The following is a 17358-nucleotide window of genomic DNA, read 5'->3' on the forward strand; positions in this document are numbered from 1 at the left end:
AGACGGTATAAGCTTTTAGCCTTGCCATTTATTTTTACTTTGATCTTGATTTTTCATACCTGGGCTTACATCTGAAGGCGAAATTCTATTTTATGCGGAAGTAGACACTTATGATATCTAGACTCATACAGAATTAATTATACATTATTTTGCGAATTATCTATACAAATATAATCAAAGATATTTATAGTGTTATCAACTTCATATTTATCAACTATCTCGATCATTTTTAAAACAAGCTCTTGCTCTAAATCTGATTTGTTTTGAAACGACGTGTTATTTAACGATTTTTTGATTTTTGGTTCAAAAATAGTGATTAATTGTTTGATAGCTGCCTCTCTTTTACTGTCGTCATATTGTACCTCCTTAATTAATTCAAGAACGCAACAATTCATGTAATCTACTCCTTAAACTTAATTATTTTCTCTATCCTCAATTATTTTATCAACGATATTCAGTTTCTCAATACTTTCTTCAAGTGAAATCATCCTTTTCTCAAAACGAAATAACAAATAGACTGAGAGAATAATAGGAAAACCAAAGTTACTTATCATTTCCATTATCAATGTCGTTTCATTAGTCATACGATTACCTTCTTTCCTCATTAAATATAGCGTTTTTAATTATAAGTAGAGCCTTTTTATGATTTTTAGATATTGCTTGTTGCGATATAGATAATAGGTTTGAAATTTCTTCTTCCTTCATTTCATGTTTATACTTTGCAGTAACTATAAATTTTTGTCGATTTGTTAACTTCTGATACCCTTTAATTACACCCTCCCTTTCTAATCCTTCAAAAAGGTCACCATTTCCAAAGGATTCATTATTCACTAAATACTCATCACTTGATATTCTATCAACACAAATTAATCCTTCATCATCTTTTTTATCTAAAGCTAGTGTATTTCTAAAGTTGTATAGTCGTTCTCTTTTATCGAAATTAATAGAATTGAAATAAAAGGCGTTTGCTAGATATCTTATTATCCTAATCTCAGTGTAATAATCTTGGAATGCTAAATTAAGTTGTTCTTTGTTTTTAACAGATGGGTGCTTAATAGTATTAACCAAAAGATTATAATGCTCATCATAAGCCAAAAATTTCATGACCAATTTTTTTTTACGATTATCGACACCAGTTTTAAAATATTTTGACATAACAATTAGTATCATCCCCCTATTATATTTATACTTTATATACTATAAAAGAGTAAAAAAGGGAATTAATCACAACCAAAACGAAACATATGTTCGCTTTATATTATAACAAATATATCACATTAGTGACACTTATTGAATGGCTAAATTCATTATGAAAACTAATTTATCGGCAATATCTTAAACTGATGTTAAAACATTAACCTTACATGACTTAAATATACTTTTAATAATTTTACTAGTATCATTATTTGTTTTATCAAAGAATGGCTTGATTACGTTCTTTATATCAGTTGTCGTTATTATAAGATCTGTAATGCAATTAATTCATTAAACATATTTCACTCAACCATTCACCTAAATCCTTTCACTTATTTGTTTGTGCTAATGTGGTAACCAAGTTAATGGAAAATCAGGCTGGCAACACAAGTATTATTTTCGGAAATTGAGTTTTCTATCTCAATATCCTTACCACTATACCGATATCTGTAATGCTTCTATTGGTTCATCAAAAAAGAAAACTCAAATATTTGTATAGAAATACAATTAAAAAATTGGGGTCTGTTGTCGAGCTTGATTCTACACACAGACAAAATTTGTACCGGTCCTTTTTAATATTTTGATTAAAGGGGGTTTATTTATATTCATTTTATGGTTTTATAATAAAGGTTGATAATTCATTAAATAGATTGTTCAAATCTATTTTTTGTAAATTTAATAAAGATAGATTGAATTGCACATAAAAAACAGATGGAAAAACTGATTTTAAAACTACATCCTCCGACTGATTAGAGACGTGCTTTAAATACTTCATATAATTCTAAAAATAAAATTACAGGTTGTTATTTCCCTTTTATTTTTCACTTTATCTAGTATACGAAACAGACAGTACGCTGTGAGGAAGGCATGGCGACTGTTTTCCTTCCTTCGTAACTAATAAAAAGAATGAGAGGAGAATTAATATGCAATTTCCTGGTGTTTTGTTATTTGAAAGTTCAAGTGGACAAGAGGTCACAGAAGTACAAGAAAGATTAAATTCTCTATCCTTTAATGTAGGCACTGCTGATGGTATTTATGGTCCTATTACTACAAGTGGGGTAAAGCAATTTCAACGTGCAAATAATCTAAACGATGATGGCATTGTTGGAAAATTAACATGGGATAAATTATTTAGTAGTGATTCTTCTGGAAATACACCTTATCCTGGAAACCTTCTATCGGTGGGTTCATCTGGGGAAGATGTGAAAATCATACAACAACAATTAAACAAACTTGATTACAATGCAGGCGTTGAAGATGGAATTTATGGTAGCGGTACGCAATCAGCTGTTCAAAGTTTTCAAAGTGATAATCACCTTAAAGTAGACGGAATAGTCGGACAAGTAACATGGGACAGCCTTTTCATGGACACAATTGATGGTCCTAGTTCTGACCTTCCATACCCTGGTTATCTAATTATGATTGAGTCATCTGGCAAAGAAGTTGAATTAATTCAGACTCAGCTAAATCGCTTGGGTTATTTCGTTGGAGTAGTAGATGGGATCTATGGTCAAATGACAGAAGATGCCGTAAAGTCTTTCCAAGAAAATATGAATACATCAGTAGATGGGATCATTGGACAAGAAACGTGGCCTCTTTTGATGAATGCTTCAGTCGACTATGAAAATCACACGCCTTATCCCAATTATTTGTTGTCAAACGGATCTACTGGAGATCATGTAGTTGCGATTCAACGACAACTTAATAGTAAAAATTTTCATGTAGGTGGCGTAGATGGTATTTTTGGGTCAAATACAGAATATGCGATAATTCAATTTCAATCTGTTAATAATTTAGATGTAGATGGGATAGTGGGAAGATTAACTTGGGATGTTTTATTTGGTAACTCAACGACAGATATAAAAAATCCTTATCCTGGAATACTATTAACCAACGGTTCCAGTGGTGCAGATGTTCAACGTGTACAGGAAAGATTGAACAACATTGGCTTTAACGTTGGAACACCTGACGGCATTTACGGACCAATGACTACACAAGGTGTTACCAATTTTCAAATAAACAATAATTTAGATTCGGACGGGATTGTAGGCCCCGAAACATGGAATTTGATGTTTAATGGCACGCCAGTATCGAATCCTCATCATGGCGATCGTTTATATCCGGGAAATTTATTATCAAATGGTTCATCTGGTGCTGACGTAACATATGTTCAAGAAAGATTAAACTACCTTGGTTATTCTGTAGGAAATGCTGACGGTATTTATGGTCCTAATACTGAAAGTGGAGTAGTAGCTTTTCAACATGATCGAGGCCTTCAACCAGATGGTGTTGTTGGCTTGAGAACTTGGGATGCTCTTTCGGCTTCAAACGGTGAACCACCAAATGATGATAGTGATTCGTCAGATGGATCAACTAAAGGCGTGTTTAAAGTCTTTATTGACCCTGGACATGGTGGATCTGATACAGGGGCTGTAGGACACGGATTCCTTGAAAAAGACTTTAATCTTGATATTTCTCTGATCCAAAAACACGCACTAGAAGAGGCAGGGTATAACGTCCGATTATCACGTGAGAGTGATGTGTTTATCTCTTTAAAACAAAGGACCGATATGGCTAAACAATGGGGAGCCGACTTATTTGTTTCCAACCATATTAATGCTGGTGGAGGACGAGGGTCTGAGGTGTATTATAGTGTATATGATAACAGCTTGTACGGTGGAGTAGGAAGAAAACATGCAATAGACATTACAAATAATTTGTCTACTTATTTTTATAATAGAGGAGCAAAAACAAGACAAGGGCAAAATGGTGACTTTTATCATGTGATTAGGGAAACCAACATGCCTGCTGTACTCGTTGAACAAGGGTTTATTGACAACACTGGAGATGTTACCACGCTAACAAATAATTTGACTAATATAGCCATGGCGACTGTTAATGCTATAACTAAGCTTTCTCCAATTCAAACTTATGATCCGAACCCTCAATTAGGAGAAGGTATTCAGATAACTAATCCTCTAATTTTAGAACAAGTTTTTTATGCTAGTCAAGAATATTTGTTTTTTAAACATGAATCACCAGAGGAATCAGAAGGATTTTATGGAGATGTATTAAATCTTACCAACAACTCTAGCTTCGATTATGAGCCTGATTTTGAACAGAGATATGGATTATCCCTTAGTGCTAATCTTATTGAAGGTGGATTTGATGATTTCGTTCATGCGAGAATGGAAATGGGAACTGCAGACATTAATTTCAATGCTAGTCCTTCAGGTTTTGAAGCAACAACAAGAGTATCTTTACAGAAGTTTGAGGTAAGCAAGGATTTTGATATTATGGGGGTGTCATTTACCTTAGGTACCGAAGTGTCTTTAATTTCATTAGGTTATGATTTGCGCGTAAGGAAGGGACTTAAAGGTTATATTGGTTTTGGACCAGCAGGTATTGGTGCATATTTTAAAATTAATGATGATTAATTTAAAATGTTTGTTAAGAGTCTTTTCTAGTCTTATCTAGAAAAGACTCTTTCTTGTTTATAAATAATCATATCTCCACATTTATCAATAGATTTGAATATAAATATATTAACATTTATATTTCAGATTCTGCACCTATTTTAGCAGGCATATAGCATGTAGATATCAAAGATTATCATTTTCAATCCAAAACAGAGATGATCCCTTTTATAGATCCAATGCATGACGGTCCTGAGTTATAACCATTTCGTATCCGTTCGGCTCCTATCATACGTGAATTGATTTATAAGATGAAGCTCATCGAGTGTATCGGTAAGATATCAACCGCGAGAAAGGAAGACTGCCAATTATCTGTAAGAGAGATAGACAATCAGCTCAAGGCATCCAACAAGTCCTTAATTTGTCTTGGGACAGCCTTCACTTTGATTACACTTGTTTACAAAGCCATGAAGCTCACTAGATGACGATTACAAACAAAGAGAAAAAATCAGCTAAGATTAATGCTAAAAATTTGACTCTACTCCTCTTGATCGTTGATTTTAAAAAACTAGGATCCATCTTCATGGAAACCAATAGATGAAGCATTGCCCCCCGAAATCGAGCAAATTTCCCTACTATCACCACCGTGATATTCTGAACTTCTGACTTTATTCAATACATGAATTATGAACTTTACTCAACCGTTAATGACAAAAAATATTTGAATAATAGCTTATGTGTGAAATAATAAACAGTGAGGTAATTAACTTTAGCATTGGAGGCTGTAATATGTACAAAAATTTAAGTTTACTACTATTATTGATTTTAACCTTTATGTTGATTTCTTGTTCAGAAGAAGAGATAGAAGAATCATCGACGTCAAGTGATAAAGGAGATAATGTGAAAGAATCAGATGATCATTTAATCATTAATGGCGAAGCTCAACCGACTAAGACACATCAGTTGACAGACGAATTCTCCATAAAAATATTAGAATCAGAAATGATTACAGTAGAAGATGTTGGAGACCCTTATATTACTGAAACGGAAGTGTTTCGAATCGTTTCAAAGAATGCTTTCGAGTCTTGCCCTTCTGGACAAGAAAATTATCTTGATCTCCCAAATAAAAATGATGGGAGGGATGAAGCGCTGACGAGTGATCTTTCAGATAATTGCTATCAAAAAATTGTTCAGCATCCTTTTGGTGAAGTTCAATATGATATTACAAAGGTTGTCACCAGTTACGAACCTCCACTAGAACCGGATGAGCTAAAAGAAAATAATTATGCAGTGATGGAAAGTTCCCCTAATGACACTTCTAAACCCCATGAGGTAACGGACATAGATTTAGCTAACTACCCATCACTTAAAGAATCTTTTAACTATTATTTAAAGGTCGAAGGGACATATGGAGAAGATGATCGTCATAACGAACGTTTAGACGGTAGAGAATATGTGATTCACAGACTTGTGAAGGTTGAACCGAACATTAGGTATGCGGTCAATTTTACTTATCCTAAAGATATTGAAACCGAGGAGCTAATTGAAAAAAGTTTAGCCATGGCTAGCACTTTAAGCATAGAAGAAAACTAAGTAATTAACTTAATGTTCGCCCCAAAAAAGGCAAACGTATTTCATTTTATTAAAAGCTTAAAATTTTTCAGCTATTCTCTCAGTTCCAGTTATTTCAATACATTATTGTTTCTACCGGCGAGGATGGTCATAAAAAAATGTTTGTGGGAAAAGACCGCGTTCAGGAAAGTTGACGATAATGGGTATGGAAAATTTAACGTCAAAGGTGAGTCTGTCTCTGTTTATATTTCAAAACAATAACTCACGTACGAAAAACGGATGTGAAGAAAATCTTCACATCCTTTTTGACGTTGTCTAATTATCAAACTATCACTACTGGTTTACTGTCGTTGGCGTGAAATACGCATGATACAAGGACTGTACCGCTAAATCGGCTTGGCTTGCATTGACGCCAAACATCATACTCACTTCAGATGATCCTTGATTAATCATTTTTATATTGACGCCAGCATTGGATAGGGCCGCTGTCGCCATAGAAGCAACTCCCACCGCCTTAGCCATCCCTTCACCGACAACCATAACGATCGCTAGGTCTCGTTCAACATGGACTTCCTCAACAAATAATTCTGTGCGAATCCGATGTAAAATCCGCTCCTCTTTCCCGTTCTGTAAATGATGAGATCGGATAATAACGGACATATTATCAATTCCAGAAGGCGTGTGCTCAAACGAAATCTCTTCGCCCTCAAGAATTTCTAACAACTTTCGCCCAAACCCTACTTCTTTGTTCATTAAATATTTTGTTAGATTAATGCTGCAAAAACCTTCATCGCTTGCAATCCCAACAACGGCTAACCCATCTAACACACGATCAGCAACAATTTGTGTCCCTGTTGCTTGAGGATCATTCGTATTTTTAATAAGTACTGGAATTTTCTTTTTCACAACGGGTTGCAAAGCCTCGTCGTGAAAAACCGAAAAACCAGAGTAGGCTAACTCGCGCATTTCTCGATACGTTATTTCTTTCATTTTGTGTGGCTCACTAACGAGTGTTGGGTTAACACTATAAATCGAGTTAACATCGGTAAAGTTCTCATACAAATCGGCACCAACTCCAGCTGCCACAATCGAACCAGTGATGTCAGACCCACCTCGTGGAAATGTTACAATGTTCCCCATTTTTGAAACCCCGAAGAATCCTGGGATGACCAAAATTCCTGAACGATCTCTAAGTTTTTCTAATTCTTCATAAGCTTCTGGTAATATCCGTGCATTTCCCGGGTGATCGGTTACGATAATTCCCGCTTCCTCTGGTGACACGTAATGCGCTTCTTCGCCTAGTTTTCTAAAATACGCAGCGACAAGTTTAGCATTTTGATTTTCTCCACTTGCTTTCAACGCATCAAATAACCGATCTTTATCGTCTCGATAAGTCGTGATTAAATCTAGTAATTGTCGTTCAATTTCAGTTATAAGTTCGCTCTCTAACTCAAGTTCTTCGACAATATCGGCAAATCGCCTTAGGACGAGGTGCAAAGCATCACTTTCATTTCCACCGTTCGTTACTTCATTCGCTAACGATATTAGTAAATCTGTTGTTTTAATATCTTCAGCCGATCGCTTTCCTGGAGCAGAGACAACGACAATACGTCGCTCCTTGTCCGCAATAACGATTTGTGCGACTTTTTTAAATTGCGTTCCATTTGCTAATGAACTTCCGCCAAACTTAACCACTTTCATCGTTCAAAAACTCCTTTATATACCTTTTATGTCCTCTGTAAAAAGACATTTGTTTTTCTTAGGTAGAATTGTAAAATAAGTATACTAGAATCGACGGTTCTCGGCAATAGGAACGTTATGAATATTTGAAAAATATACACGAACCTATTTATATAGTCTCATATAATATAATTTGAGTATCCCTTTTGCGCAGAATCCTCACTTAAACAAAATTAATGTTTGATATCACGTTTGCGCGCCCTTCACGGTGAAATCGAACCGATAAGCCAGCCAAAACATGAAAAAGGTGCCCCATATCACGATGGTAGCACCTGCAAACATATTATTCTCTTACTTTAACATCTTTCTCAAAACCAACAACTTGTCTCGTCGCATCTGATTCGATGGCAGTTTCGAGTAACCGCATGACTCGAAGGACTTCTTCATTTTTCACAAGAATATCTGCTTTACCATCGATTGTATCTTTTACATTCAAGTAGAAGTCTTCAATATTTGAATCAATTCGCGGCAGTTGCTGGTGACGAACAGTCCCGTCATCATAGCGAGGCGCCATCGTCTTTGTTAGGCCTGCACCCGCTGAAATCGGTTTGGCGTCCTTTTGTTCATCAGTTTCTAGATGAACCACTTCGCCTTTCATCGACCAATCATGAATCACCGCTGACCCTCGCGTACCGTTGACATACCACAGGGGAAGGTTAATGTAATTGTATGTCCCAACTTCAAGAAATGCCGTCTTCCCACTTGCAAATGTAAGCGTTAACTTGAATCCGTCGTCGACTTCATCGTTTCGCACGTGACTAAACGTACAATAAACGTCCTCCACCTTTTCATCGAACATCAAGAGAACGCGGTCGACGAGATGCACGCCCCAATCGAGCAGCATTCCACCGCCAAACTGCTTTTTTTGGCGCCAATCACCAGGAATACCACGAGAACCATGCACGCGACACTCTACATGAAAAACATCGCCAATCGCCCGCTCATCATGAAGCTTCTTCACGACCAAATAGTCTTCATCCCAGCGACGGTTCTGGTTCACAACGAACAATTGCCCCGTCTCCTTCTCGACGTCGATAATCTCTTCCATCTCTTCACTATTCATCGTCGCAGGCTTTTCACAAATAACATGTTTTCCAGCACGCATCGACTTGACCGCGATTTCCTTGTGAAGATGATTCGGCGTCGCAATCAAGACGATGTCTACTTTTTTATCGGCCAACACATCCTCGAATGTCGTGTAAACGTGCAGCCCTTTCTCACGAGCGAGGTCTTCTTGTGAGGGACGGATATCATAAATACCCGCCACTTCAAAGGCATCTATCTCTTCTAAATGTTCAACATGATGGCCACCCATGCCACCAAAACCTACAACAGCAATTGTACATGTCGATTCCATATCTTTCAGTCCTTTCTACTAAGCCCACCAAATGTCAGAAGGTTTCTCACGAATGATGACATCCTCTAGATTTTTTACCGCACGAGAAAAGCCTTCGTCAATCGACATAATTGGGTCTTCGTGCTCGATACTCACAACATAGTCGTACCCATACGTGCGCAATGCACTCATCATCTCTGACCATTCCTCTATGCTGTGCCCACAACCGACAGAGCGGAATGTCCACGCCCGCGACTGCACATCCGTGTACGGCTGCATGTCCGTCAACCCGTGCATGTTCACGTTATCCTGATCAATGTACGTATCCTTCGCATGGAAGTGATGAAGCGCTCCTGCTTTCCCAAGAATTTTAATCGCCGCAACCGGATCAATTCCTTGCCACCACATATGACTTGGGTCTAAATTAGCACCAATCGCATCACACGTCGCTTCTCGCAATTTAAGCATCGTATATGGCGTGTGAACTAAGAAGCCACCGTGCAGCTCAAGACCAATTTTCACACCATGTTCTTCCGCAAGCTGACCGATTTCTTTCCAGTATGGAACAAGCTTCTCTTCCCACTGCCACTTCAGAATGTCCGAATATTCACTTGGCCAAGGCGAAACCGGCCAATTTGGTTGTTTCGCCCCCTCATGATCTCCAGCCGTCCCAGAGAACCCGTTTACTACCGGCACATTCATTAATGACGCCAGCTTAATCGTCTTACGCAACACTTCGTCTGATTCTTTAGCAAATGCCTTATCAGGAGTAATCGGATTCCCATGACAACTGAACGCACTAATAAACATGCCGCGGTCATCAAGCTCCTTCTGATAAGCTTTCCTCGCATCCTCACTTTCAAGTAGCTCGTCGATATTACAATGAGCATCTCCAGGATAACCACCCGTTCCGATTTCGACCGCCTCAACCCCAGACGCCTTCACCGTATCCAACATCTCCTCAAACGACAAATCTCCAAACAACACCGTAAACACACCTAACTTCATCTCTCAACACCCTTTCCATTTAAATCTTTTTTTCAAAAATCGAGATTACTTAATTTTTACAATGGTCTTCTCTTCATTTGATTTTAAAGCCGCTAACACGACGGCTAATGACTTCATTCCTTCATCCCCAGAAACAGGAGAATGATCGTTATTTTCAATTGACGTAACAAAGTTATTTATCACGTCACTACCAGTCTGACCATCTCCATCATTTGATTGAATACCACCAAGTTCATACTTTACGACTTCACCCGTTTGATACTGGACAACCATGGAATACTTTGGATCATCTTCCAAACGAATGACTGCTTTTTCTCCATAAATAACCGTCGCATTATCTTCACTAGCGACATATGACCAACTCGCTGCAAGTGTACCAATCGTTCCACTTTCTGTTTTTAGGACACAGACAGCATTATCGTCAACATCACTATTTTCCTTTGCATTCGCTTCAACAAAAGCACCGACTTCGACAATTTCTTCGCCGAGAATGTAGCGGATCAAATCCGTTTTATGGACACCTAAATCGCCCATCGTTCCAATGAATGCTTGCTTCTTGTCGAAGAACCAACTATCTTTTCCGTCTACACTCCAACCTTCTGGACCACCGTGGCCAAATGCGGTACGGAAGCTATAGATTTTACCGATTTCGCCTGAGGCAATTAATTGACGTGCTTTCTTGTGTGATGGAACAAATCGCTGATTGTGCGCAATCATTAGCTGTTTCCCAGCTTTCTTCGCTGCTTCAATCATCTCTTCCGCTTCTTCTCTTGACGTTGCCATTGGTTTTTCACAAAGCACGTGCTTGCCAGCTTTGAGACTAGCAATAGTCATTGGTGCGTGTAGCGTGTTTGGTGTACACACACTCACTGCGTCTATTTCACCGTCTTTTAATAGCTCTTGATAATTTGTATACGCCTTCGCACCGTATTTCTCTGCGAATTGATTAACCCTCGATTCAACGATGTCACAAACTGCGACGATTTCGACATTTTTTTGCGCTTTATATTCTGGTAAATGACGAAAATTTGCAATACTTCCACATCCGATAACGCCTACTTTTAATGTTGTCATATTTATTCCCTCCAAGTTACTTTGTGATTTGTTTTAGGTATTTCATACTTATTGCGATACTTTCCAATGGGCTCTTTCTAGAAACATCTTGCTCAATAACCCACCATTCAATCGGTTGTGTCATTGCCAACTTGGTGATTGCTTCTATGTCTACACCGCCTGTCCCCAATTCAGCAAAAAATTTCTCATCATCTGTAGTCATGTCTTTCAAGTGAACGAGTGGGGTTCTCCCTTTATAGCGTTGTACCCATTCGAGCGGATCTTCCTCCCTTTTTTTGAGCCAATAAACGTCTAGTTCTGTCATCACGTCATCTCGATTTGTCTCATCGAAAATCGCTGTCAACGCTTGTCTCCCATCAGTTGGTAGGACGTCCAATTCAAAGTCATGATTATGGTAGCAGAGTCTAATCCCTTCTCGTTTGCACGTCTTTCCTGCTTCTTGCAAAAAGGCAATAAGTGCTTGGTAGTCTTCTTCGGATCGCCCATCTTCCATTAAAAACGGAACGACTAAATACTTACTTCCTAAAATCTTTTGTTCTTTAATTGCACCAACTAAATCTTCCTTTAATACAGCAAGAGGCACATGACTCGATGCTGCTTTCAAGCCAAGGTGGTCAATCGTTTCTTTCATTTCTTCCACCGATAGTCCACCGTATCCTGCAAACTCAACACCATCGAATCCCAAATCGGCAACTGTACGAAGTGTTTGCTTTGGATCGTTCTCCATTTCCTCCCGTAAAGTATACAATTGTACTGCAATTTTTGGTTGTCTCATACGATCGCCATCCTTTTTATAGTAGCACAAGCGTTATCATTCCTCTTTATCATACCTTTCCTTGTTTTAAAAAATAATAGATTATATAATAAAAACATGTACTATTTTGCTATTTTAAGTTTTGCGGGAGGTCTAATTATGTCAATTAAAATTGGTTATTGTGGTTATTCGCATCATAAAAAAGGGTATCAAGACCAGAGCCAATCCGCCCTAACAAGTTACTTATTTCGATTACAAATAGAGGGAACAGCGACAATTACACTTAACCATAAAACATATTCGATTGAAAAAGGCGATCTTTTCTTCGGAAAACCCGGTGATTTATATGGGATTTTTACACCAGGTAACCAGGACAGCATTGATTATCATATCTTCTGTGAAGGTTCATGGATTTCTGATTGGTGTTCGCAATCTCAGTTGCCTACAACAACTCGTATCCAACTTGATGAAAAGCTTCTCAGCCTCTGGCGACATTTAACGATTGAAGAACGACGCCCGAAACAGGAGAAAAACCCTGATTTGTCGCAGTATCTTCTTCAGGCGCTTTGCCTGACAATGGAACAGTCCATTCATGAGACCTCTCACAAGGTTGATCGCCCGTTTATCGTTACGCAAATGATGCGCTATATTGAAGAACATGCTACGGAATCATTAAGAGTCGACGATGTGGCCGACCAAGTTAGTTTGAGCGTTTCTCGTGCGGTTCATTTATTTAAAGAACATACAAATCAAACGATAATTCAATATACACTAGAGATCCGCCTCGCGACTGCACTTAACCAAATGCAATACTCGTCAATGACATTAGAACATATTGCGGAAAATTGCGGGTTTGGTACATACCCTTATTTTCACCGCGTCTTCAAAAAACATTTTGGTCAATCCCCTGGGCAATTTCGCCGACAACAGATGTCTTAATGATGAAAAGATGCTTCAATGTAAATTTTTGCGAGGTTTTTATCGAGTACATGCTTCTTGTTACCTTCATTCTGATTTTTCTTTCTTTAGGTACACAAGTTCTATCCTCTTGACCCTTCTCTTCTGCTTTCTCTCGCTTAGGGGCACAAGACGCTTCTTCTTGTGCCCCCTCTCCTTTGCTTTCTCTCGTTTAAGGGCACAAGGTGCTTCTTCTTGTGACCCTTCTCCTTTGCTTTCTATCACTTAGCTAAACCTTAACAACAATTCGAGATGTCCCAGATTACTCATCATACCCTTCCATTATTTTTTAGATTTATTATGGAATTATTTGTTTAATTTTCTTCCTCTCAGGTAACAGGAGGGTTGTGGAGGTTTTTTATTATGCCATATACTTATAAACGTGGAAAATCTGGAATGATTTTCACGATTTCCGGATTACTTATATTTTCAGTTGTTTTATGGGGATTGATAGCTCCTGAAATGATGGAGCAGGCAATGGAATCAACGATGACACAGATGATTCAGCATTTCGGTTGGTTTTACATCCTTTCTACTGCTTTTTTCTTGGGATTCTGTTTTTACCTCGGATTTGGGCCATATCGTCATATGAAACTAGGCAAGAAAGTGGATACGCCAGAGTATAACTACTTTACTTGGCTAGGGATGTTATTTGCTGCTGGAATGGGGGTTGGACTTGTATTTTGGGGTGTTGGTGAGCCAATGTCTCATTACGTAGAACCACCTCCTGGGGTTGAGAGTGAATCACAAGAAGCTGCTGAGCAAGGGCTTTTGTATGGCGTGTTTCATTGGGGATTTCATCCGTGGGCAATTTATGCAATCGTTGCTCTTGGTCTAGCTTTTGCTAAATTTCGTAAAGATCTACCTGGATTAATCAGTTCAACATTTTATCCTATTCTTGGCGATAGAATTCGTGGACCAATCGGAAAAACCATCGATATTATTGCGATTGTAGCTACTACTGTAGGTATTGCTACTTCTTTTGGATTAAGTACTATGCAAGTTGGAATTGGTTTTTCCCATGTTTTTGGTTGGGATAATGGCACGATGATGCAACTAATGATTATTTCAGTAGTGACAATTATTTTTCTAATATCGGTTGTTTCTGGACTAAATAAGGGGATGAGATTATTAAGTATTGGTAACTTGTCGCTAGCTGGGGTGCTTTTGCTTGTCGGGTTACTACTTGGCCCCACTGTTTTCATTCTTGAGCATTTCTCCAAAACATTTGGACAGTATGCGACAGGATTTATGCAAATGACATTTCAAACAACACCATATTCTGAAGGTGAGTGGGTACAGGATTGGACGTTATTCTATTGGGCGTGGGTAATCTCTTGGAGTCCGTTTGTTGGAACATTTATCGCACGAATATCAAGAGGTCGTACATTGCAAGAATTTATTATTGGCGTCTTATTTGTCCCTACACTTGTGACTATTTTATGGTTCGTCACCTTTGGGGGCTCCGGACTTTACTATGAAATGTTTGAAAATATTGACCTTGCACAAGCGGTTCTTGATGAACCGGAGGCAGGCTTCTTTCTCGTTCTATCTCAGCTTCCTTTTGGAGGGTTGCTAGGTTTTGCTGGTCTCTTATTAATCATCATCTTTTTCATTACATCTGCTAACTCTGCTACGTATGTGTTGGGAGTTTTTTCTTCAAGCGGAAGTATGAACCCACGGAGTTACGTGTTGATTATCTGGGGGTTATTAATATCAGCTATCTCTGCTGTTCTTTTATTAAGCGGAGGAATTGAAGGACTTCAGGCAACAGCCACGATTACTTCATTTCCTTTCATGATTATTATGCTCTTTATGACCGTCGCTATTTTCCGTTCACTTCGAAAAGAAGGGAAAGAGAAGCATCAAATTCCTGAGAAAGAGGATTGGTAGTGATAAGGAAAAACAACTGCACGTTGAAGTTAGCTAGAGACTAGTCAGAATGAAGCTGCACAAAAGAGAGCACCAGCAGTAATGCTGGTGCTTTCACTAAAAATCATCTGGTCTTTCCTCAAAATAAAGAATTCGGGTTCTTGTTGCTTGATCTTCTTCCACTTCCTCGAACTCAACTTCACCTGCATCAATTGCTGCTACTGCTTCTTGTGGAGGGGTCTCATCACTAATAAACCCATAACCTATAAGATTCGTTAATTCTGTAAAAATTAGCACATCGTAGAGTTCCCCGTGTCGTTCAACATTTTCTTTTAAGCGACTTTTTTCAGCAACTGGAATAATTGCTTCTGAAAATGACATCTTTTCTTCGGCATCTAAAAACAACTTCGTTTTTCCCACTCCTGCAGCAAGAACATTGATTTTAATCGGTTTGCTTAAAGCTTTATATAATACCTTCAATTCCCTTGCCTCCTCAAACTTTGAAATCCATCAGTCTATTGCAAATTCTCTCACTAAATCGCGTCCCTGCTCCTTCGATCGTTCCAATCGATTCTCAACGTCGTCTGGGAATGTACTGGTCCCTTCAATACAAAGGTGATGATAATCTTTCAGCCCAATTAGGCTAAAAATCGTCCGCAAATAACTTTCGCCGTGTTCAAACTTCTGAAGTGGCCCCTCTGAATACACGCCACCGCGTGACTGGATATGGACCATCTTTTTATGCTGCATCAATCCTTCGATTCCTTTATCTGTGAAGCGGAATGTTTTTTCAGGAATAATCAAATGATCGACGTATGCCTTCACTTGTGGTGGGAAACTCATGTTCCAAAGCGGTGTGACAATCACGATCCGATCTGCTTGCAAGAATTGTTCTACGAATGGGTTCGTAACGACATCCAAAGCCATTGATTCACCTTTCCCTTGCTTTTCCCACATCGAAAGTGCTTCACGTTTAAGTGCTGGAATCTCGACCTCAAATAAATCCAATCGTTCAACTGGTTCATCTGGCTTCTGTTTCATATAGTCAGCTAAAAAGGACTCTGCTAATTGCAGGCCATAGGACTCACTCGTCTGTTTAGGATTTGCAGTTACAAATAATAATGTCATCACTAACCTCCATTACCTACTTTACGTTGATTTAATGAATAACTATCCTTTTCCACACTCAATTATACACAAAAAACTCTTTTCTCGAGTGGTTTATCCATTCGAGAAAAGAGAAGCATACTAACTTGTTCGTTTTTTTCTGAGACTTTTCGGTCGTTCAAGTAAGTTACTCTACTTTTTCGCCTTCATATGAAGCGATTCCACCCATAACGATCGATATATCTGAAGCATCAAACCCTTGCTCAATCATAGCTTCACCGACTTGAATACTGCGATTTTGCGTGTTGCATAAAATCAGGATCTCCTGGTCTTCAGGTAAGATGGACGCATCCTCTATCACGTCATCCATCGGAATATTAATAAATCCGGCAACATGACTTTCGGCAAACTCATCTTCCTCACGTACATCGATATAATACGTCTCTTCATCCATCCCGTCCTCTTCTAAATGAGTCTGCAAATCTTCTGAACTCATTTCGTTCATATTTCCTGTATTTGCATCGTTATTCGAACAGCCTACTAAAACAATACCTAACAATAAAACAAGTAAAAATGTAAGTTTTTTCATATCAAGTCCCCCTCTTATATGATGATTCCAATAAACCACCGCCATTATAACATACAGTAATCACTTCAATTAATTTTTTTTATTGAGCTGTGGCATATAATATACCGTTACAAACCTTTCCGTTTCCGCAAATTCGCCTGCTACTTTAAGATCTCTCGTGCCTCTTTCAATCGTTGCAGAGACGTGAAGATTTCTACTACAATAAATACAAGACCGATGATAAGTAGATAATTAGGAAGAATAATCATTAACGAGAAAAGGATAAATCCTTCTGTTCGCTCCGCTAAACCTGGCTGATAATAGAAAGACTTCATCCCATTTTTTTCAGTAACTGCTCCCACTGTTAAAAATATCGTCATCGCATAAATAATTGATACGCTTAATATTAGCAACACCCACATGGATTCAGGATAACGGAAAGCTAAGCCAAGAATGACACTGATCTCAACAAGCCGGTCAAAACTCACGTCGAGAACTGTTCCGAATGGTGTTGTTTTCGTTTGGCGTGCCATTGTGCCATCGACAGCATCGAGAAAGCCCGATACCCAAAGAACAATTAATGCCAATATAGGTTGCTCGATATATATAAATATACCTGATGTCACACCGATAATAAATGCCACCCAAGTGACAAAATTAGCTGTTAGACCTGATTTTAAAAATAGGATAGCCGCTTTGTCTATTGCCGGCTCTACAAGGTGACGAGCTTTCGTATCTAACAAGATTGACACATCCTTTT

General features: G+C 38.4%; 17 protein-coding genes. 4 read left to right on the top strand and 13 right to left on the bottom strand.

Annotated features, from left to right (window positions below):
• Nucleotides 1–137 precede the first annotated feature (137 nt).
• The 3 genes from ACM26V_RS17010 to ACM26V_RS17020 are packed head-to-tail and all read right to left on the bottom strand — an operon-like array spanning nt 138 to nt 1155.
• The gene (locus ACM26V_RS17010; protein WP_416147932.1) at nt 138–395 is read right to left on the bottom strand and encodes a helix-turn-helix domain-containing protein; all 258 of its coding nucleotides are present in this window, start codon (nt 393–395) and stop codon (nt 138–140) included.
• A gap of 18 nt (nt 396–413) precedes the next feature.
• Complete coding sequence (locus tag ACM26V_RS17015; RefSeq protein ID WP_416147933.1) at nt 414–584, bottom strand: YvrJ family protein; 171 nt, start codon at nt 582–584, stop codon at nt 414–416.
• A 4-nt stretch (nt 585–588) separates the two neighbouring features.
• Nucleotides 589–1155: a hypothetical protein gene (locus ACM26V_RS17020; protein ID WP_416147934.1), complete on the bottom strand. Its 567-nt coding sequence runs from the start codon at nt 1153–1155 to the stop codon at nt 589–591.
• A 962-nt stretch (nt 1156–2117) separates the two neighbouring features.
• On the opposite strand from ACM26V_RS17020, the gene ACM26V_RS17025 reads away from it, so the two are divergent.
• Together ACM26V_RS17025 and ACM26V_RS17030 are read left to right on the top strand one after the other, a co-directional pair.
• Nucleotides 2118–4631: an N-acetylmuramoyl-L-alanine amidase gene (locus tag ACM26V_RS17025; RefSeq protein ID WP_416147935.1), complete on the top strand. Its 2514-nt coding sequence runs from the start codon at nt 2118–2120 to the stop codon at nt 4629–4631.
• Between the two features lie 768 nt (nt 4632–5399).
• Nucleotides 5400–6203, top strand: coding sequence for a hypothetical protein (locus ACM26V_RS17030; RefSeq protein ID WP_416147936.1), 804 nt, complete (start codon nt 5400–5402; stop codon nt 6201–6203).
• A 312-nt stretch (nt 6204–6515) separates the two neighbouring features.
• On the opposite strand, the gene ACM26V_RS17035 is transcribed toward ACM26V_RS17030, so the two are convergent.
• The 5 genes from ACM26V_RS17035 to ACM26V_RS17055 all read right to left on the bottom strand — a co-directional run bounded on the left by ACM26V_RS17035 (nt 6516) and on the right by ACM26V_RS17055 (nt 12115).
• Entirely contained in the window at nt 6516–7883 is a 1368-nt protein-coding gene (locus ACM26V_RS17035; RefSeq protein WP_416147937.1) for an aspartate kinase, read from the bottom strand.
• A gap of 322 nt (nt 7884–8205) precedes the next feature.
• Entirely contained in the window at nt 8206–9279 is a 1074-nt protein-coding gene (locus ACM26V_RS17040) for a Gfo/Idh/MocA family protein (RefSeq protein ID WP_416147938.1), read from the bottom strand.
• A gap of 18 nt (nt 9280–9297) precedes the next feature.
• The gene (locus ACM26V_RS17045) at nt 9298–10266 is read right to left on the bottom strand and encodes a sugar phosphate isomerase/epimerase family protein (RefSeq protein ID WP_416147939.1); all 969 of its coding nucleotides are present in this window, start codon (nt 10264–10266) and stop codon (nt 9298–9300) included.
• Nucleotides 10267–10311: 45 nt separating this feature from the next.
• The gene (locus ACM26V_RS17050) at nt 10312–11340 is read right to left on the bottom strand and encodes a Gfo/Idh/MocA family protein (protein WP_416147940.1); all 1029 of its coding nucleotides are present in this window, start codon (nt 11338–11340) and stop codon (nt 10312–10314) included.
• Between the two features lie 16 nt (nt 11341–11356).
• Nucleotides 11357–12115, bottom strand: coding sequence for a sugar phosphate isomerase/epimerase family protein (locus tag ACM26V_RS17055; protein ID WP_416147941.1), 759 nt, complete (start codon nt 12113–12115; stop codon nt 11357–11359).
• Nucleotides 12116–12253: 138 nt separating this feature from the next.
• On the opposite strand from ACM26V_RS17055, the gene ACM26V_RS17060 reads away from it, so the two are divergent.
• Nucleotides 12254–13033, top strand: a complete 780-nt coding sequence (locus ACM26V_RS17060; RefSeq protein ID WP_416147942.1) for a helix-turn-helix domain-containing protein — start codon at nt 12254–12256, stop codon at nt 13031–13033.
• Nucleotides 13034–13099: 66 nt separating this feature from the next.
• Here the strand turns inward: ACM26V_RS17060 and ACM26V_RS17065 are convergent, their stop codons facing one another.
• Nucleotides 13100–13276 (bottom strand): hypothetical protein, encoded by a 177-nt coding sequence (locus ACM26V_RS17065; RefSeq protein ID WP_416147943.1) that lies wholly within the window; start codon nt 13274–13276, stop codon nt 13100–13102.
• 138 nt (nt 13277–13414) lie between these two features.
• Here ACM26V_RS17065 and ACM26V_RS17070 point away from each other — a divergent pair, with 138 nt between their 5' ends.
• Nucleotides 13415–14944 carry a BCCT family transporter gene (locus ACM26V_RS17070; RefSeq protein WP_416147944.1) on the top strand — a complete coding sequence of 510 codons (1530 nt, stop codon included), beginning with the start codon at nt 13415–13417 and terminating at the stop codon, nt 14942–14944.
• Between the two features lie 96 nt (nt 14945–15040).
• On the opposite strand, the gene ACM26V_RS17075 is transcribed toward ACM26V_RS17070, so the two are convergent.
• The 4 genes from ACM26V_RS17075 to ACM26V_RS17090 all read right to left on the bottom strand — a co-directional run bounded on the left by ACM26V_RS17075 (nt 15041) and on the right by ACM26V_RS17090 (nt 17341).
• The gene (locus tag ACM26V_RS17075) at nt 15041–15403 is read right to left on the bottom strand and encodes a hypothetical protein (RefSeq protein ID WP_416147946.1); all 363 of its coding nucleotides are present in this window, start codon (nt 15401–15403) and stop codon (nt 15041–15043) included.
• Between the two features lie 30 nt (nt 15404–15433).
• On the bottom strand, nt 15434–16051 hold the full coding sequence (locus ACM26V_RS17080) for an FMN-dependent NADH-azoreductase (RefSeq protein ID WP_416147947.1): 618 nt from the start codon (nt 16049–16051) through the stop codon (nt 15434–15436).
• A gap of 166 nt (nt 16052–16217) precedes the next feature.
• Complete coding sequence (locus ACM26V_RS17085) at nt 16218–16619, bottom strand: rhodanese-like domain-containing protein (RefSeq protein WP_416147948.1); 402 nt, start codon at nt 16617–16619, stop codon at nt 16218–16220.
• Nucleotides 16620–16759: 140 nt separating this feature from the next.
• Nucleotides 16760–17341, bottom strand: coding sequence for a CDP-alcohol phosphatidyltransferase family protein (locus ACM26V_RS17090; protein WP_416147949.1), 582 nt, complete (start codon nt 17339–17341; stop codon nt 16760–16762).
• Between the last annotated feature and the right edge of the window lie 17 nt (nt 17342–17358).

The sequence above is a fragment of the Salipaludibacillus sp. HK11 genome, assembly GCF_047795645.1.
In the GTDB taxonomy this organism is placed as follows: Bacteria; Bacillota; Bacilli; order Bacillales; family Salisediminibacteriaceae; genus Salipaludibacillus.

Bases quoted from the DNA above. Each gene is read 5' to 3' on its own strand.
- ACM26V_RS17010 (WP_416147932.1), bottom strand. From the start codon at position 395: ATGAATTGTTGCGTTCTTGAATTAATTAAGGAGGTACAATATGACGAC.
- ACM26V_RS17025 (WP_416147935.1), top strand. From the start codon at position 2,118: ATGCAATTTCCTGGTGTTTTGTTATTTGAAAGTTCAAGTGGACAAGAG.
- ACM26V_RS17085 (WP_416147948.1), bottom strand. From the start codon at position 16,619: ATGAAAAAACTTACATTTTTACTTGTTTTATTGTTAGGTATTGTTTTA.
- ACM26V_RS17070 (WP_416147944.1), top strand. From the start codon at position 13,415: ATGCCATATACTTATAAACGTGGAAAATCTGGAATGATTTTCACGATT.
- ACM26V_RS17055 (WP_416147941.1), bottom strand. From the start codon at position 12,115: ATGAGACAACCAAAAATTGCAGTACAATTGTATACTTTACGGGAGGAA.
- ACM26V_RS17060 (WP_416147942.1), top strand. From the start codon at position 12,254: ATGTCAATTAAAATTGGTTATTGTGGTTATTCGCATCATAAAAAAGGG.
- ACM26V_RS17020 (WP_416147934.1), bottom strand. From the start codon at position 1,155: ATGTCAAAATATTTTAAAACTGGTGTCGATAATCGTAAAAAAAAATTG.
- ACM26V_RS17030 (WP_416147936.1), top strand. From the start codon at position 5,400: ATGTACAAAAATTTAAGTTTACTACTATTATTGATTTTAACCTTTATG.
- ACM26V_RS17050 (WP_416147940.1), bottom strand. From the start codon at position 11,340: ATGACAACATTAAAAGTAGGCGTTATCGGATGTGGAAGTATTGCAAAT.
- ACM26V_RS17080 (WP_416147947.1), bottom strand. From the start codon at position 16,051: ATGACATTATTATTTGTAACTGCAAATCCTAAACAGACGAGTGAGTCC.
- ACM26V_RS17015 (WP_416147933.1), bottom strand. From the start codon at position 584: ATGACTAATGAAACGACATTGATAATGGAAATGATAAGTAACTTTGGT.
- ACM26V_RS17040 (WP_416147938.1), bottom strand. From the start codon at position 9,279: ATGGAATCGACATGTACAATTGCTGTTGTAGGTTTTGGTGGCATGGGT.
- ACM26V_RS17035 (WP_416147937.1), bottom strand. From the start codon at position 7,883: ATGAAAGTGGTTAAGTTTGGCGGAAGTTCATTAGCAAATGGAACGCAA.
- ACM26V_RS17045 (WP_416147939.1), bottom strand. From the start codon at position 10,266: ATGAAGTTAGGTGTGTTTACGGTGTTGTTTGGAGATTTGTCGTTTGAG.